The organism is Xylophilus rhododendri, assembly GCF_009906855.1.
GTDB classification, from domain to species: domain Bacteria; phylum Pseudomonadota; class Gammaproteobacteria; order Burkholderiales; family Burkholderiaceae_C; genus Xylophilus; species Xylophilus rhododendri.
On the sequence record NZ_CP047650.1, the window covers coordinates 839,867 to 855,084 of the forward strand.

General features: G+C 68.7%; 13 protein-coding genes and 2 pseudogenes. 5 read left to right on the plus strand and 10 right to left on the minus strand.

Features of this window, described 5'->3' with window-relative positions; genetic code table 11:
• The first annotated feature begins 92 nt into the window (after positions 1-92).
• The 3 genes and pseudogenes from GT347_RS03955 (at position 93) to GT347_RS03965 (ending at position 3,633) form a co-directional block, all read left to right on the plus strand.
• Positions 93-1,288, plus strand: a pseudogene (locus tag GT347_RS03955) (amino acid aminotransferase).
• Positions 1,289-1,400: 112 nt separating this feature from the next.
• Positions 1,401-2,939, plus strand: a pseudogene (locus GT347_RS03960) (polyhydroxyalkanoate depolymerase); the annotation flags it as partial.
• Between the two features lie 82 nt (positions 2,940-3,021).
• Entirely contained in the window at positions 3,022-3,633 is a 612-nt protein-coding gene (locus GT347_RS03965; RefSeq protein WP_160555210.1) for an RnfABCDGE type electron transport complex subunit B, read from the plus strand.
• Between the two features lie 22 nt (positions 3,634-3,655).
• Here the strand turns inward: GT347_RS03965 and GT347_RS03970 are convergent, their stop codons facing one another.
• The 6 genes from GT347_RS03970 to GT347_RS03995 all read right to left on the minus strand — a co-directional run bounded on the left by GT347_RS03970 (position 3,656) and on the right by GT347_RS03995 (position 9,139).
• A complete protein-coding gene (locus tag GT347_RS03970) occupies positions 3,656-3,985 on the minus strand; it encodes a hypothetical protein (protein WP_160550725.1) in 330 nt (109 codons plus the stop codon).
• 205 nt (positions 3,986-4,190) lie between these two features.
• Entirely contained in the window at positions 4,191-5,189 is a 999-nt protein-coding gene (locus GT347_RS03975) for a Bug family tripartite tricarboxylate transporter substrate binding protein (RefSeq protein WP_160550726.1), read from the minus strand.
• Positions 5,190-5,196: 7 nt separating this feature from the next.
• Positions 5,197-5,703 (minus strand): MaoC family dehydratase, encoded by a 507-nt coding sequence (locus GT347_RS03980; protein ID WP_160550727.1) that lies wholly within the window; start codon positions 5,701-5,703, stop codon positions 5,197-5,199.
• Between the two features lie 18 nt (positions 5,704-5,721).
• On the minus strand, positions 5,722-6,828 hold the full coding sequence (locus GT347_RS03985; RefSeq protein ID WP_160550728.1) for a CaiB/BaiF CoA transferase family protein: 1,107 nt from the start codon (positions 6,826-6,828) through the stop codon (positions 5,722-5,724).
• A complete protein-coding gene (locus GT347_RS03990) occupies positions 6,825-7,988 on the minus strand; it encodes a CaiB/BaiF CoA transferase family protein (protein WP_160550729.1) in 1,164 nt (387 codons plus the stop codon). Before GT347_RS03990 ends, GT347_RS03985 begins: the two co-directional genes overlap by 4 nt.
• Positions 7,989-7,990: 2 nt before the next feature.
• On the minus strand, positions 7,991-9,139 hold the full coding sequence (locus GT347_RS03995) for an acyl-CoA dehydrogenase family protein (RefSeq protein WP_160555211.1): 1,149 nt from the start codon (positions 9,137-9,139) through the stop codon (positions 7,991-7,993).
• Positions 9,140-9,307: 168 nt separating this feature from the next.
• Between GT347_RS03995 and GT347_RS04000 the strand changes: the two genes are divergently transcribed.
• Both GT347_RS04000 and GT347_RS04005 read left to right on the plus strand, forming a co-directional pair.
• The gene (locus tag GT347_RS04000) at positions 9,308-10,573 is read left to right on the plus strand and encodes an acetyl-CoA hydrolase/transferase family protein (RefSeq protein ID WP_160550730.1); all 1,266 of its coding nucleotides are present in this window, start codon (positions 9,308-9,310) and stop codon (positions 10,571-10,573) included.
• Between the two features lie 31 nt (positions 10,574-10,604).
• Positions 10,605-11,438, plus strand: coding sequence for an HpcH/HpaI aldolase/citrate lyase family protein (locus GT347_RS04005; protein WP_160550731.1), 834 nt, complete (start codon positions 10,605-10,607; stop codon positions 11,436-11,438).
• Positions 11,439-11,440: 2 nt separating this feature from the next.
• On the opposite strand, the gene GT347_RS04010 is transcribed toward GT347_RS04005, so the two are convergent.
• The 4 genes from GT347_RS04010 to GT347_RS04025 form a co-directional block, all read right to left on the minus strand.
• The gene (locus GT347_RS04010; protein WP_160550732.1) at positions 11,441-12,421 is read right to left on the minus strand and encodes a tripartite tricarboxylate transporter substrate-binding protein; all 981 of its coding nucleotides are present in this window, start codon (positions 12,419-12,421) and stop codon (positions 11,441-11,443) included.
• 239 nt (positions 12,422-12,660) lie between these two features.
• Positions 12,661-13,290 carry an FMN-binding negative transcriptional regulator gene (locus tag GT347_RS04015; RefSeq protein WP_160550733.1) on the minus strand — a complete coding sequence of 210 codons (630 nt, stop codon included), beginning with the start codon at positions 13,288-13,290 and terminating at the stop codon, positions 12,661-12,663.
• A gap of 15 nt (positions 13,291-13,305) precedes the next feature.
• Positions 13,306-14,232, minus strand: a complete 927-nt coding sequence (locus GT347_RS04020; protein ID WP_160550734.1) for a 2-hydroxyacid dehydrogenase — start codon at positions 14,230-14,232, stop codon at positions 13,306-13,308.
• 6 nt (positions 14,233-14,238) lie between these two features.
• The gene (locus tag GT347_RS04025) at positions 14,239-15,201 is read right to left on the minus strand and encodes a Bug family tripartite tricarboxylate transporter substrate binding protein (RefSeq protein WP_160550735.1); all 963 of its coding nucleotides are present in this window, start codon (positions 15,199-15,201) and stop codon (positions 14,239-14,241) included.
• Positions 15,202-15,218 lie beyond the last annotated feature (17 nt).

Sequence of the window (15,218 nt, forward strand, 5' to 3'; positions counted from 1 at the left end):
TGGTTAAAATTCCAGATGGCCCCGGGCACCGCCGATTCAAGCTTGCCGGCACCGGCCATCCATCCGTCTGCATCCAATAGGACTCTCCAGCCATGTCTTTGTTCACCGCCGTCGAAATGGCGCCGCGCGATCCGATCCTGGGCCTGAACGACCAGTTCAACGCCGACACCAACCCCAAGAAGGTCAACCTGGGTGTGGGCGTCTACTTCGACGACAAGGGCAAGCTGCCGCTGCTCGAGTGCGTGCAGAAGGCCGAGCAGGCCATGATGGCCGCCCCCAAGGCCCGCGGCTACCTGCCGATCGACGGCATCGCCGCCTATGACGCCGGCGTGCAGAAGCTGGTCTTCGGCGAAGGCAGCGAGCCGCTGACTTCCGGCCGCGTGGCCACCGTGCAGTGCCTGGGCGGCACCGGCGGCCTGAAGGTCGGCGCCGACTTCCTGAAGTTCATCAGCCCCGATGCCAAGGTGCTGATCAGCGAGCCAAGCTGGGAGAACCACCGCGCGCTGTTCACCCGCGCCGGCTTCCAGGTCGATGCACACCCCTACTACGACGCTGCCAAGCGCGGCGTTGATTTCGAAGGCATGCTGGCCGCGCTGAACGCAGCCGCCGCCGGCACCATCGTCGTGCTGCACGCCTGCTGCCACAACCCGACCGGCTACGACATCACCTCGGCCCAGTGGGACCAGGTGGTCGCCGCCGTCAAGGCCAGGAACCTGGTGGCCTTCCTCGACATGGCCTACCAGGGCTTCGGCCACGGCATCGCCGAGGACGGCGCGGTGGTCGGCAAGTTCGTCGCCGCCGGCCTGACCTTCTTCGTCTCCACCTCGTTCTCCAAGAGCTTCAGCCTCTACGGCGAGCGTGTGGGCGCGCTGTCGGTGCTGTGCGCCGACAAGGCCGAGGCGGCCCGCGTGCTGTCGCAGCTCAAGATCGTCATCCGCACCAACTACTCCAACCCGCCCACCCATGGCGGCGCGGTGGTGGCAGCGGTTCTCAACGACCCGAGCTGCGCGCCCTGTGGGAGGCCGAGCTGGCCGCCATGCGCGTGCGCATCAAGGAAACCCGCCAGAAGCTGGTCGACGGACTGAAGAAGGCCGGCGTGAAGCAGGACATGTCCTTCATCGCCGAGCAGATCGGCATGTTCAGCTACTCGGGCCTGAGCAAGGACCAGATGGTGCGCCTGCGCAGCGAGTTCGGCGTCTACGGCACCGACACCGGCCGCATGTGCGTGGCCGCCATCAACAGCCAGAACATCGACTACGTCTGCGAAGCGATCGCCAAGGTGGCCTGATCCGGCCCCTTGTCAATCGGCAAAGCCGCCCCTTTCGGGGGCGGCTTTTTTCATGGTGCTGCCATGGTTCAACTGCTATATTGCACTGCAGCAAAAACATCGGACAACGCCCATGCTTTACCAGATCTACGAGGCGCAACGCGCGCTGATGGAGCCCTTCGCGGAGTTCGCGAACGCCGCTTCGAAGATGTTCAGCAACACGCTCAACCCGGTTGCCAAGCTGCCGCTGGCGCACCGGCTCTCGGCCACCTACGACCTGCTCTACCGCCTGGGCAAGGACTACGAGAAACCCACCTTCGGCATCCAGACCGTCTCCATCGGCGACACCGAAGTGGTGATCCATGAAGCGGTGGAGCTGACCAAACCCTTCTGCGAACTGCTGCGCTTCAAGCGCTTCACCGACGACTCGACCACGCTGGCCAAACTCAAGTCGCAGCCGGCCGTGCTGATCGTGGCGCCGCTGTCGGGCCACTACGCCACCCTGCTGCGCGACACGGTGCGCACCATGCTGCAGGACCACAAGGTCTACATCACCGACTGGAAGAACGCCCGCACCGTGCCCCTGGCCGAAGGCGAGTTCCACCTCGACGACTATGTGAACTATGTGCAGGACTTCATCCGCCACCTGCAGGCGCAGTACGGCAACTGCCACGTCATCAGCGTCTGCCAGCCCACCGTGCCGGTGCTGGCCGCCGTCTCGCTGATGGCCTCGCGCGGCGAGACTACGCCGCTGTCCATGACCATGATGGGCGGCCCGATCAACGCCAAGAAGTCGCCCACCGCGGTGAACAACCTGGCGATGAACAAGAGCTACGAATGGTTCGAGAACAACGTCATCTTCCGGGTGCCGCCGGGCTTTCCCGGTGAGGGCCGGCTGGTCTACCCGGGCTTCCTGCAGCACACCGGCTTCGTGGCGATGAACCCCGATCGCCACCTGAGCAGCCACTACGACTATTTCGAGAACCTGATGAAGGGCGACGACACCAGCGCCGAGGCCCATCGCAAGTTCTACGACGAATACAACGCCGTGCTCGACATGGACGCGGCCTACTACCTGGAGACCATCCGGGTGGTGTTCCAGGACTTCTGCCTGGTCAATGGCAACTGGGACGTGAAGAACCCCAAGGGCGTGGCCGAGCGGGTCAAGCCCGAGGCCATCGCCGGCACCGCGTTGCTGACCGTCGAAGGCGAACTCGACGACATCTCCGGCTCCGGCCAGACCGAGGCCGCGCACGACCTGTGCACCGGCATCCCGAAGGCCATGCAGAAGCATGTGGAAGTCAAGGGTGCCGGCCACTACGGCATCTTCAGCGGCCGCCGCTGGCGCGAGCTGACCTATCCCGCCGTGCGCGACTTCATCCTGAAGTACGAACCGGTGCATGAAGCTTCGCAGCCGCCGCAGCCCAAGGCCGAATCGACCGCCGCCAAGGCCGCGCCGGTCACGCCGGTGGCCCTGGCAGCCGCCAACGAGACCGTGGCCAAACCCTCGGCCGACACTCCGTCCGATGCTCCCGCAGCGGCAGCCGCCGCCAGCCAGGCCACGACCCGCTCGAAGACCACCGCCAAGCGCATCGCCGCGGTGAAAGACTCACCCAAGGCCGCGCCGCCAGCCAAGATACCAGCGCCGGCCAAGGCCGCGCGCAAACGCGCGGCAGCCCCCGCAGCGCCGCCCCTCAGGCCGCCGCGCCCGCGCCGCGCAAGAGGGCCGCAGCCTGAGCCTTACGCCGACCGACATGCAGGACAGCCGCCAGGCGCTGGCCGCTCGCCTGGACGCGGCCCTGCCGCAGACCCAGTGCACCCGCTGCGGCTATCCCGACTGCGCCGCCTACGCCCACGCCATCGCCTTCGAAGCAGCAGCCGTCAACCGCTGCCCGCCCGGCGGCCAGGAAGGCGTGGCACGGCTGGCCGCCATCGCCCGCACCGAGGTGCTGCCGCTCGATGCCGACTGCGGCGCCGAGGCCCCGCGCCAGCTCGCCGTGATCGACCCGGCCTGGTGCATCGGCTGCACCCTCTGCCTGGACGCCTGCCCCACCGACGCCATCCTGGGCGCCAACAAACGCATGCACACCGTGATCGACCTGCATTGCACCGGCTGCGAGCTGTGCGTGCCGGCCTGCCCGGTGGACTGCATCGCGCTGGAGAACGCCTCGGGCGAACGCAGCGGCTGGCAGGCCTGGTCGCAGCAGCAGGCCGAGACCGCCCTGCAGCGCTACCGCCTGCACCAGGCGCGCAAGAGCCCGCCACCGCCACCGGCCGCCCCCACCGAAGCCGAGGGTGCCGGCGACCGCAAGCGCTCCGCCGTGGAAGCCGCCCTGGCACGGGCACGCGCCCGGCGCCAGCCGTAAGACGCGGCCAACGCCCCGGCTCTTAGCCGGTCTTCAACTCCAGATGCTTGCGGGCCTGGTGGGCCTCCTGGCGAAGCGCCTCCACCGCCACATGCTCGGCACCCGCCTCCGCCTGCCCGTGCGAGGCCTGGTCCGCCAGCGCCAGATCGTGGGCTGCCGCATCGACCTCGCCCTTGCCGATCTTCAGCAGGGCGTGGCGGATCTTGGCGGCATGCCAGGGGTCCATGGTGTGGCCGGTCGCGCCTTCCAGGTAGCGGTCGATCATGCCGAGCAGGGCCAGCAGTTGCTCCTGCGGCGCGAGGGCTTCGAATTGTTCCGCGGAAATCGCGCTGTCGGTGAGGCGTCGGGTCATGGCTTGCTCCATCCAGTAAGAGGCCCAGTATGGCCCGGCCGAGCCCCGCTGCCCGGGCGCGGGCCGCTGCCAGAGGAGCAGCCCCGGCCTGCCTCCGAAGACATAGCCGTTCGATCCATGGCCGCCAGCGTCAGGCGGGTGCGCTGCACGTACGGCGTCTTGCGCACGGGTCCGATCAGCCATTGGAAGGACAGGAACCGCAAGCTCAATCGACCTTGGCGCCCGAGATCTTCACGGCGCGGGCGAACTTCACCGTCTCCTCGGCGATATAGGTCCTGAAGGCCGCCGGCGGCATGGTCACCGATTCGCCGCCCAGCGCCGCCATCTGGCTTTTGACCTCCGGCTTGGTCCAATGCAGCGCGATCGTCTTGTGGAGCTGCTCGACGATCTCCGGCGGCACACCCCTGGGCGCCACCAGGCCGACCCAGGCGGCGACGTCGAAGGAGGTGCCGCTCAGCTCCGCGATGGAGGCGATGGCGGGCGTGAGGCTTGAGCGCTCGCGGGTGGTCACCGCCAGCACCCGCAGCTTGCCGGCGGCCATATTGGGCAGGATGGCCGGGCCGGTATCGACGATGGCCGGCACCTGCCCGGCCATCACGTCGCTCACCGCCTGGCCGCTGCCGCGATAGGGCACATGCAGCAGGAACAGGCCGAACTGGCTCTTGATGAGCTCCATCGTCAGGTGGCTGGTGACCCCGTTGCCCGCCGAGGCGTAGTCGTACTTGCCCGGGCTGGCCTTCACCAGCTTCAGGAACTCGTCGAAGGTTTTGGCCGGAAAGGACGGGTTGACCGCCAGGTACAGCGGCAGCCGCACCAGCATCGAGACCGGTTCCAGGTCCTTCTCCGGCGCATAGGGCAGCTTGGCATACAGGCTGGGATTGACCGACAGCGGGCCGCTGGAGCTGACCAGCAGGGTGTAGCCATCGGGCGCGGCGCGTATCGCCTCGACCGTGCCGTTGATGCCGCCGGCGCCGGGCCGGTTCTCCACCACCACCGGCTGGCCCAGCGCGTCCTGCAGCACCTTGCCGAGCATGCGGGCGATGACGTCGGTGGCCTGGCCGGGCGGGAAACCGACGATCAGGCGGATCGGCCTGTCCGGATAGGCGGCTTGGGCGGCACCGCTGCCCAGCGCGGCCCATACGGCAGCCAGCGCCATGGCGGACGCGGCCAGGTGGCGAGTCCAGCGCTCGAGGAGCTTGTTCATGGCCGCCTCAGTCGTCGATGCCATAACCGCGCTTGGGCACGAGCACCGTGCGCTCGAAGCTGATGAACTCGGTGCCGTCGCTCTTCGTGCCGATGGTGCGCACCGTCACGATGCCCTGGGTGGGCCGCGAGGCGGATTCGCGTTTGCCCAGCACATGCGACTCCGCATAGAGCGTGTCGCCGACGAACACCGGCGCGCTCAGTTTGATGTCGTTCCAGCCCAGGTTGCCGATGGCCTTCTGGCTGACGTCGCTGACACTCATGCCGACGACGATGGACAGCGTCAGGCAGCTGTTGACCAGCGCCTTGCCGAACTCCGACTTGGCCGCATAGGCATTGTCGAAATGCAGCGGATGGGTGTTCATGGTCAGCAGGGTGAACCAGATGTTGTCGGTCTCGGTCACGGTGCGGCCGGGCCGGTGTTCGTAGATGTGGCCGACCTCGAAATCCTCGTAGTAGCGGCCGAAACTCTCGCGAAAGCGCTGGGGCGCCAGCTGCACTGCATCCTTGCTCATGCTCGTCTCCTGGGGTTGTTATCGATGGGTGTCGGGGCCGGCGTAGCCGCCCAGCGCCGGCACGGTGAAATCCGGCTCGGCCGGCTCGTCCGCGAAATGGATGGGACTGCCGATGTGGCGCAGGCCGGCGTCGTCGGTCAGCACCATGGCGCGGCGGGCCAGGTGCGGGTCGGCCAGCGCCTCGGGCAGGGTCTTGACCGGGCCGTAGCAGACATCGAGGCCGCCCAGCCAGGCATCCCACTCGTCGCGTGTGCGGGTGAGGAAGACGCCCGTGAGGTAGTCCACCACCGGCTGCTGGTGGCGGCCCGGCCCCTGCAGCACCAGCTCGGCCAGCTCCGGCCGGCCGAGGGCGCCGAGCAGGCAGTGCACGAACTTCGGCTCCTGCCCGGCCATGGAGATATGGCCGCCGTCGCCGGTCCGGTAGACCCGGTAGAAGGCCGAGCCGCCGGTCGTGCGCTCCTCGCGCGGATCGGGCTGCCGGCCCTCGGCCAGCGTGGGGCCGAGGATGTTCAGGCAGGCGCCGACGGTGGAGTCCAGCATGGAGATGTCGAGGTAGTCGCCCTGCCCGGTCGATTCCCGACGCAGCAGCGCCATCAGCACGCCGCTCAGGCCGTGCAGGCCGCTCAGCACATCGGCCACCGGGATGGCGGGGATCGCAGGCGATCCGTCCGGGCCGAGGGACATGCTCAACACCCCCGCCATCGCCTCCACGCCCAGGTCATGGGCCGGCCGCGCCGCGTAGTCGCCGTCCTGGCCGAAGGCGGAGATGGAGCAGTAGACGAGCCGGGGATTGCGCCCGCGCAGCGTCTCCTGCCCGAAACCCAGCCGCGCGGCCACGCCCGGCCGGAAGGATTCGACGAACACATCGGCCTCGTCGCACAGCCGCAGCAGGCGCTCGCGGTCGGCTTCCAGCTTCAGGTCCAGGCAGAGGCTTTGTTTGCCGCGGTTGAGATTGCGGAAGAACACCGCATGCCCCCCTTGCCGCTCGCCGATGCCGCGTCCGGGGTCGCCCGCGGGCGGCTCCACCTTGATGACTTCGGCGCCGTGGTCGCAGAGCGCCAGAGTGAGATAGGGTCCGGGCAGGAACAGGGACAGGTCGATCACCTTCAGGCCGGTGAGCTTCATGGCGCGGCTCCCTGGTCCACCCGCGATGGCAGGAGTTCTTCGTTGTCGGCGCCCAGCGGCGCGCACACCGCCTGCTGCAGGCGCTGGCCGTCGAAGCGCAGCGGATTGGCCAGCATCCGGAAATCCGGCCGCAGCGGATGCGGCACCTGCCGCACCACGCCGCTGTCGCGCACCGCCGGGCTTTCCAGCGCCTCGACCAGGGTGTTCACCGGCGCCACCGGCAGCAGGCCGCCCAGGCGGTCGAGCCAGAAGCGGGTGCCGTGCTTGCGGAGTTCGGCATCGAGCAGCGGTGTCAGCGTCTGCCGGTGTTCGCCGCGGCTGGTCGGCGTGGCGAACTCGGGCCGCGCCAGCAGGTCGGTGCGGCCCAGCGCGTCGAGCAGCGCCAGCCAGAACTTCTGGGTCATGCACATGATGAAGATCCAGCCGTCCGCGGTCGCGAAGGTCTGCACCGGCCCGACCGAGAGATGCCCGCTGCGTGCCTGGCGCGGCGTGACCGCGCCTTCGTTGAGGTACCAGGTGGCGGCATAACCCAGCTGGTGCAGGGCCACGTCGAAAAGGCAGGTGTCCACATCGCAGCCGATGCCGCTGCTGCGTGCGCCCAGGATGGCGCCCAGCAGGCCCACCGCCGCGGTCAGGCCGGTGGTCTGGTCGATGATGGAAGGCGCACCGAAACGCGAGGGCGGGCCGTCCGGCTCGCCGGTCAGGTGCATCAGGCCGGTCTCGGCCTGCATCAGGTAGTCGTAGCCCGGCCAGGCGGCGCGTTCGTTGTCGCGGCCGTAGGCGGAGATGTGCAGGCAGACCAGCCTTGGATTGAGGTGTTTCAGGTCGGCGTACTGCAGCCGGAGCTTGGCCGGCTGGTCACCGCGCAGGTTGTCGACCACCGCGTCCATGTCCGCGGCCAGGCGCTCGAATTGCGCCCGGCCCTCGGCCGATTTCAGGTCCAGCGTGATGCTTTTCTTGTTGCTGTTCCAGGTCTGGAAATACTGGCTGTCCGCCTCGCCCAGCCGGTAGGGGCCGGTGTAGCGGGCGGGGTCGCCGCCGCTTTCGAGGTTCTCCAGCTTGATGACCTCGGCGCCCATGTCGGCCAGGAACATGGTGGCGTAGGGTGCGGCGCCGAACTGCTCGATCGACAGCACCCGCAGGCCTTGCAGCGGCTTCATGCTCAGGCCGCCAGGTTGCGCTTGACCCACTGCCTGGCGATGATGATCCGCTGCAGTTCGTTGGTGCCCTCGCCGATGCAGGTGAGCGGCGCGTCGCGGTAGAGCCGCTCGATGTCGTACTCCTTCGAATAGCCGTAGGCGCCGTGGATGCGCATCGACTCGATGCTGTTCTCCAGCGCCGCCTCCGAGGCGAAATACTTGGCCATGCCGGCCTCCATGTCGCAGCGCTCGCCGCGGTCGAAGATGGCCGCCGCGTCCAGCGTCAGCAGGCGCGCGGCGCGGGCCCGGGTGACCATCTCGCCGAGCTTCAGGCCGATCGCCTGGTGCTCGTGGATCGGCTTGCCGAAGGTCTTGCGGACCTGGGCGTATTCGGTGGCCAGCCGCAGGGCGCCCTCGGCGATGCCGACACCACGCGAAGCCACGTTGATGCGGCCCAGCTCCAGCCCGCCGGTGGCCTGGTAGAAGCCCTGGCCTTCCACGCCGCCGATCAGGTGGTCCGCGGAAATCCGGTAGTTGTCGAACACCAGCTCCGCCGAATCGATGGCCTTGTAGCCCAGCTTCTCCAGCTGCCGGCCCACGGTGAAACCCGGCCCCTTGGGCGCGATGAACAGGCTCATGCCCTTGTGGCGCGGCTCGGCCTCGGGATCGGTCTTGACCAGCAGCGCGAAGCAGGAGCCCTGGATGCCGTTGCTGATCCAGGTCTTGGTGCCGTTGATGACGTAGTCGTCGCCCTCGCGCCGCGCCGTCATGCGGATGCCCTGCAGGTCGGTGCCGGCATCGGGCTCGGTCAGCGCCAGACCGCCGCGCACCTCGCCGCTGGCCAGGCGCGGCAGCCATTGCTGCTTCTGCGCCTCGGTGCCGAACTTCTCGATGGCCAGGGCCAGCATCAGGTGCGAATTGAAGATGCCGGTGATCGACATCCAGTAGGACGAGATCCGCATCACGATCTTGGCGTAGGTGCTGGCCGGCAGGCCCAGGCCGCCGTATTCGGGGCTGATGGTGGCGCCGAAGAGGCCCAGCTCCTGCATCTGCGCCACGATGGGCGCGGGCCATTCGTCGGCATGGTCGTAGTGCTTGACGACCGGCACGACCGACTTCTCGATCCAGCGGTCGATCGCGTGGAGCAGCTCGGCTTCGTCGGCCGGGGTCATCGAATTCATGGAGTGCAACCTTGCTGAGTAGTGGGTGCATCACCGCGATGCGCCTTGAATTCATTGTTGTACGTACATGTCGATGAAGTCCAGAGGCTTTTGCTGGTAGTTTCACTAGGCGCTCTTCTTCCGAAGCCTATAGACTTGTCCGTATGAGATATGCAAAACATGCCGTCCGTGCCTGAGCCGCGGGAACAGCCCGAACTGGCCCGATGGCTGCGTCCCGGCGACCATGTCTGGTGCGGCCAGGGCGCGGCCGAGCCGCTGTCGCTCACCACCGCCCTGGTGCGGCAGGCGCCGCGGATCGGCCGGCTGAATGCCTTCATCGGCATGCTGTTCAGCGACACCTTCGCCGATGCGCGGCAGCAGGGCCTGGCGCTCACCGGCTACGGCGGCATCGGCAACGGGCGGCACCTGCTGAAGTCCGGCGCGATGCAGGTCGTCGCCTGCCACTACTCGCAGATCGCCGGCCTGGTGGCGCGTGGCGAGCTGCGCTGCGACGTGGTGATGCTGCAGCTCTCGCCCCGCGGACCGGACGGCCGCCACAGCCTGGGCATCGCCCACGACTACCTGCCGCTGCTGGCCCGCCATGCACGGGTGGTGATCGCCGAGGTCAACGAACAGATGCCCTGGACCCACGGCAGCGCCGAGGCGCTGGACGCCCTGCGGATCGATGCCAGCGTGCAGGTCTCGCGCCCCCTGCTGGAAACCGGCGGCCCGGCGCCCGGCGATGTGGAGCGGCGCATCGCCGCCCATGCCGCCGCCTTCGTGGAGGACCGCTGCGTGCTGCAGCCCGGCGTCGGCACGGTGCCCGACGCCATTCTGGAAAGCCTGGGCGACCGCCGCGACCTGGGCATCCATGCCGGTCTGGTGGGCGACGGCGTGCGCAAGCTGATGCAGTCCGGCGCGGTCAGCAATGCCTTCAAGGAGTTCGATGCCGGCCGCAGCACCACCGGCCTGGCCTTCGGCAGCCAGGCGCTCTACCGCTTCGTGGAACGCAATCCGGACATCGTGATGCGCGACCCGGACACCACCCACGCCGCCGCCTCGCTGGCGCGGCTGTCGCGGCTGGTCACGCTGAACTCGGCGGTGGAGGTGGACCTCGGCGGCCAGGTCAATGCCGAGTTGGCCGGCCGCGCTTATGTGGGCGCCATCGGCGGCCAGGGCGACTTCGTGCGGGCGGCGCTGAACAGCCCGGGCGGCCGCTCCATCATCGCCCTGCCCTCGCTCACCAAGGACGGCGCCAGCCGCATCGTCGGAGCGCTGGCCGGCGGCGTCGTCACCACGCCGCGCAGCGATGCGGATATCGTCGTCACCGAATGGGGCGCGGCGCAGCTGCGCGGCCAGACCATGGCCGAACGTTGCCGCCGCCTGATCGCGATCGCCGCGCCGCAGCACCGCGAGGCGCTGGAGCGCGGCGCCACAGCCCCTTGACCCGACGGAGACCCGAACCGAGATGCCACCCATGAACCCAGCCCGCGCCTTCGAGGCCCGCACCCTGCTCTTCGTCCCCGGCGACCGGCCGGAGCGTTTCGCCAAGGCCGTCGCCAGCGGCACCGACTGCATCTGCATCGACCTGGAAGACGCCGTCGCATCCGACCGCAAGGCCGCCGCGCGCGCCGAGGTGATGCAGTACCTGCAGCAGCGCCAGGGCGGGCCTTTCGTCTGCATCCGCGCCAACGGCCTGCGCACCGCCGAGGGCCTGCGCGACCTGCTCGCCCTGCTGGAGGTGCCGCCGCCCGATGCCGTGCTGCTGCCCAAGACCGAAAGCGCCCAGGAGCTGCAACTGGCCAGCGAAGTGGCCGGCGACGGCCGCCTGCGCTGGATCGCCCTGATCGAAAGCGCGCAAGGCCTGCGTAATGCCGACGACATCGTGCTGCACAGCCCCCATCTGGCAGCGCTGATGTTCGGCGGCGTGGATTTCAGCGTGGACATCGGCGCCGCCTTCCAGTGGGAATCGCTGCTGTACGCCCGCCAGAAGCTGGTCTGCGCCGCCGCGCTCAAGGGCCTGCCGCTGATCGACGTGCCCTTTCTCGACCTGGACCGGCCCGAGGCCCTGGCCGAAGAGACCCGGCGGGTCGCCGCCCTGGGCTTTGCCTGCAAGTCGGCCATCCATCCGCGCCAGGTGGCCGACATCCACCTCGCGCTGCGGCCCACCGATGCCCAGCTCGACAAGGCCCGCCGCATCGTGGAGGCCGCCGAGGCCGCGGGCGGCGGCGTGTTCACCGTGGACGGCAAGATGGTGGACGCCCCGGTGATCGCCGGCGCACGCCGCACCCTGGCGCTGGCGCCGCGCTGAGTTCACTCGGGCACGATGCCCGTGTCCTTCACCAGCTTCTCCCAGAACTTGGCTTCGCTGCGGCTCTGGGCGTTGAACTCGGTCACCGAGTTGGCCACCGGCACGGCGGCCTGCTGGGCCAGGATCTCCACCATCTCGGGCGACTTCACCACCGCCGCCACCTCGTGCTGCATGCGCTCCAGGATCTCGCGCGGGGTTTTGGCCGGCGCGTAGATGCTGTAGGTGATGTAGATCTCGAAGTCCTTCATGCCGCTCTCCACCATGGTCGGCGCCGAGGGCAGCAGCGGCGAGCGGGTGCCGCTGGTGATGCCGATGGCCTTCAGCCGCCCGGCCTCGATCAGCGGCTTGGCCGAGAGCAGCGTGGTCACCGCGAAACCCAGGTTGCCGGCCGCCGTGTCGGCGACCAGCGGCGCGCCGCCGCGGTAGGCGATGTGGGTCACGTCGGCCAGGTGTTGCTTCTGGTTGAACATGGCGCCGACCAGGCGGGTCATGCTGTCGGAGCTGCCGTAGGAGCCGTAGGCCTTCAAGTCCTTGCGGATCGCCGCCGCCAGCTCCTGCGGATTCGAATACGGCGCATCGGCCTTGGCCGCGAACACCATCGGCGACTGGGCCACCCGGGTCACGCCGACCAGGTCTTCCAGGGTGTCGAAGGGCAGCTTCTTCTTGATGTAGGGGTTGACCAGGTGCGCGGTCACCACCAGCACATAGGTGTAGCCGTCGGGCGGCGACTTGGCCACGTATTCGGTGCCGATGATGCCGTCGGCGCCGGTGCGGTTGTCCACCAGCACCGGCTGGTTGTCGAGCCGCGGGCCGAGCCGCTGCGCCAGATGCCGCGCGATCGCGTCGGTGCCGCCGCCGGCCGCATAGGGCACGACCAGGCGTATGGGTTTGTCCGGGAATGCCGCATGGGCGACGGTGGCGCAGGCGGCCAGCAGCAGCGCTGCGAGGCGGGAGGCCGGGCTCGGCCGGGATGGGATGGGCAAGGCGGTCTCCTGTGCACCGGATTCGATGGTGTCCGGCATGCAGGCCATGTTGTACGTACATATCCGATGGCGAATCGGGATTTGCCCTGAATTCCAGCAACAGGCCTCAATGCGTCCTCACCTTTGGAGACCTTCGCCGAACGCAAAAGTCCCGAGCCTAAAAGATACGTACAAGCCACGGATTCCGACACGCGTCCGTCCGTCAGAGGAACTCGGATCGAAAGACGAGCCCGCGGACCTCATGCAGCCGGTTCGCGCTGCCGCATGAACTCGGCCGCGGCCTGGTCGCCGCGGTCCGGCGAGGACGCCAGCGCCTGCATCACGCCCAGGCGGTCGGCCGGCGACTTGTCCTGGTTGAACTTGAACTTGCCTTCCAGCGAGTCGATCGGGATACGCACCGCGACGATGGCCTTGAGGCGCGAGGCGATCAGCTCGGCCGGCATCTCCGGAAAACGCCAGGCGCCGCCCAGGGGCTCGTCGTACTGGCGCACGGTGCGGTCGAGCACGGCCCGCACTTCCTCCGGGCCCTCCAGGCACAACGGCAGGCCGCGCGCGTGGATGGCGGCGTAGTTCCAGGTCGGGAAGGTCAGCTGCTGCTGGTACCAACTCGGCGAGACATAGGCGTGCGGGCCCTGGAAGATCACAAGAGCGGGCGCACCGGCCAGCAGGTCGGCGAGCTGCGGATTGGCCCTGGCCAGGTGGGTGGTGAGGGTGCCGGCCGCACCGTCTTCGGCATCGAAGAGAAAGGGCAGATGGGTGGCCTGGGTGCCGCTGGCACCGTGGGTGATCAGGGTGGCGAAACTCCACTGGCGCATGCAGCGGTGGAGTTCGGCCAGGTCGTGGTTTTCGTAGGCTTTGGGGGTGTACATGGGTCTCTATCTTGATCAATAGCCGCGTGCGGCATCCACCAGGTTGAGCAGGGGCTGGCCACCCTGCAGGCGGCGGATGTTCTCGGCCACCTGCCGCACCACCGCGGCCGGCGAGGCCATGGTGGCCATGTGCGGGGTGACGACGATCTGCGGCATGTCCCACAGGGGGCTGGCCGCATCGAGCGGCTCTTGCGGGAAGACATCGAGTACCGCGCCGCGCAGATGGCCGGATTGCAGCGCGGCGATCAGGTCCTCGGCCACCAGATGCTCGCCCCGGCCGCAGCCGACCACGCAGGCGCCCTGCGGCAGGCGGGAGAACAGCGCCTGGCCGAGGATGCCGCGGGTGTCGTCGGTCAATGGCAGCAGGTTGACGAGGATGTCGGTGGAGGCCAGGAAGTCCTGCAGGCCGGTCGGACCCGCATGGGTGGCGACGCCGTCGATCGCATGCGCGCCGCGCGCCCAGCCGCCGACCCGGTAGCCCTCGGCCAGCAGCCTGGCCGCCACGCTGCGGCCCAGCGCGCCCAGGCCCATGATGCCGACCCGGCATTCGCCGGCCGGGCGCAGCGGGGGCCGGCTCCAGCGGTGGCTGCGCTGCTGGCGCAGGGCCAGGTCGAAGCCGCGATGGAAATGCAGCACGGCCCACATCACGTACTCGACCATGCCGCGTGTCAGGCCTTCGTCCACCACCCGGCAGACCGGCAGGCCGGTGCCGCTGCTGCCGGGCAGGATGTTGTCCACGCCGGCGGCGATGCTGTGCACCAGCCGCAGCCGCGGCATCTGCTCGTAGAGGCCGGGCGGCGTGTTCCAGCAGACGGCCACTTCGGCATCCAGGCAGGCCGGATCGGGCCAGACCGAACAATGCGCTGCCGGCAGCGCGGCCTGCAGCAGGGGGCCCAGGTATTCCAGCTTCGAGGTCTGGCTGAGCAGGGCAATGTGGGTCATCGAATGTCAGTCCGCCTTGATGTTGGCGGCTTCGATGATGCGGGCATTGCGCTTCAGCTCACGCTGCACCTGGTCGCGGAACTGGCGTGCATCGGAATAACGCGGATCGAAGCCGGCCGCCTCCAGCGCTTCCTGCGTGGCCTTCTCGGCCATCATGTCCTTCAGTTCGTGCTGCAGGCGTTCGACGATCTCCGGCGGCGTGCCCTTGGCGGTGACGATGCCGAACCAGGTCTCGAAATCGAAGTCCGCGATGCCGCTTTCCTGCATGGTCGGCACATGGAGAAGCTGCACCGCGCGCTGGCGGCCCAGCACCGCGATCGGCTTCACCTTGCCGCCGCGGATCTGCGGCATGGCGGCGACCATGGTCTCGATGGTCAGCGGGATCTGGTTGCCGATCAGGTCGGTCATGGCCGGGGCGCTACCCTTGTAGGGCACATGCACCAGGTGGGCGCCGGTCTTCTGCGCGAAGTACTCGCCGGCCACATGCGGCAGCGAGCCGGTGCCGAAGGAGCCGAAGCTCAGGGACTCGGCGGCAGACTTGCTCACCACGTCCTTGACCGTGGCGATGCCGGTCGCCGGATTGGTCAGCATCACCAGCTGCGATCCGCCGGCGATGCCCAGGTAGTCGTAGCTGGCCAGCGGGTCGTAGCCCATGTTCTTGTAGAGCAGCGTGTTGACGGTGTAGGAAGAGCCGCCCATCAGCAGGATGGTGTAGCCGTCCGGCCTGGCGCGAGCCGCGGCGGACGCGCCGATGGAGCCGTTGGCGCCCGGCTTGTTCTCGATCACCACCGGCTGGCCCAGGCGGCTTCCCAGGCGGGTGGCGAGGATGCGGGCCAGCACGTCGGTCGAGCCGCCGGGCGGGAAAGGGGCGATCAGGGTCACCGGCTTGGACGGATAGGTCTGGGCCAGGACGGGGGCGGCGCCGAGAACGGCCAGGGAGGCCACGGCGGTGCAGAGAAGTCGTTTCATTCGAAGGCTCCGGTACG

What these genes read in the sequence shown, in the direction of transcription:
- GT347_RS03965 (WP_160555210.1), top strand. Translation starts at nt 3,022, where the DNA reads ATGCAGGACAGCCGCCAGGCGCTGGCCGCTCGCCTGGACGCGGCCCTG.
- GT347_RS03970 (WP_160550725.1), bottom strand. Translation starts at nt 3,985, where the DNA reads ATGACCCGACGCCTCACCGACAGCGCGATTTCCGCGGAACAATTCGAA.
- GT347_RS03975 (WP_160550726.1), bottom strand. Translation starts at nt 5,189, where the DNA reads ATGAACAAGCTCCTCGAGCGCTGGACTCGCCACCTGGCCGCGTCCGCC.
- GT347_RS03980 (WP_160550727.1), bottom strand. Translation starts at nt 5,703, where the DNA reads ATGAGCAAGGATGCAGTGCAGCTGGCGCCCCAGCGCTTTCGCGAGAGT.
- GT347_RS03985 (WP_160550728.1), bottom strand. Translation starts at nt 6,828, where the DNA reads ATGAAGCTCACCGGCCTGAAGGTGATCGACCTGTCCCTGTTCCTGCCC.
- GT347_RS03990 (WP_160550729.1), bottom strand. Translation starts at nt 7,988, where the DNA reads ATGAAGCCGCTGCAAGGCCTGCGGGTGCTGTCGATCGAGCAGTTCGGC.
- GT347_RS03995 (WP_160555211.1), bottom strand. Translation starts at nt 9,139, where the DNA reads ATGACCCCGGCCGACGAAGCCGAGCTGCTCCACGCGATCGACCGCTGG.
- GT347_RS04000 (WP_160550730.1), top strand. Translation starts at nt 9,308, where the DNA reads ATGCCGTCCGTGCCTGAGCCGCGGGAACAGCCCGAACTGGCCCGATGG.
- GT347_RS04005 (WP_160550731.1), top strand. Translation starts at nt 10,605, where the DNA reads ATGAACCCAGCCCGCGCCTTCGAGGCCCGCACCCTGCTCTTCGTCCCC.
- GT347_RS04015 (WP_160550733.1), bottom strand. Translation starts at nt 13,290, where the DNA reads ATGTACACCCCCAAAGCCTACGAAAACCACGACCTGGCCGAACTCCAC.
- GT347_RS04020 (WP_160550734.1), bottom strand. Translation starts at nt 14,232, where the DNA reads ATGACCCACATTGCCCTGCTCAGCCAGACCTCGAAGCTGGAATACCTG.
- GT347_RS04025 (WP_160550735.1), bottom strand. Translation starts at nt 15,201, where the DNA reads ATGAAACGACTTCTCTGCACCGCCGTGGCCTCCCTGGCCGTTCTCGGC.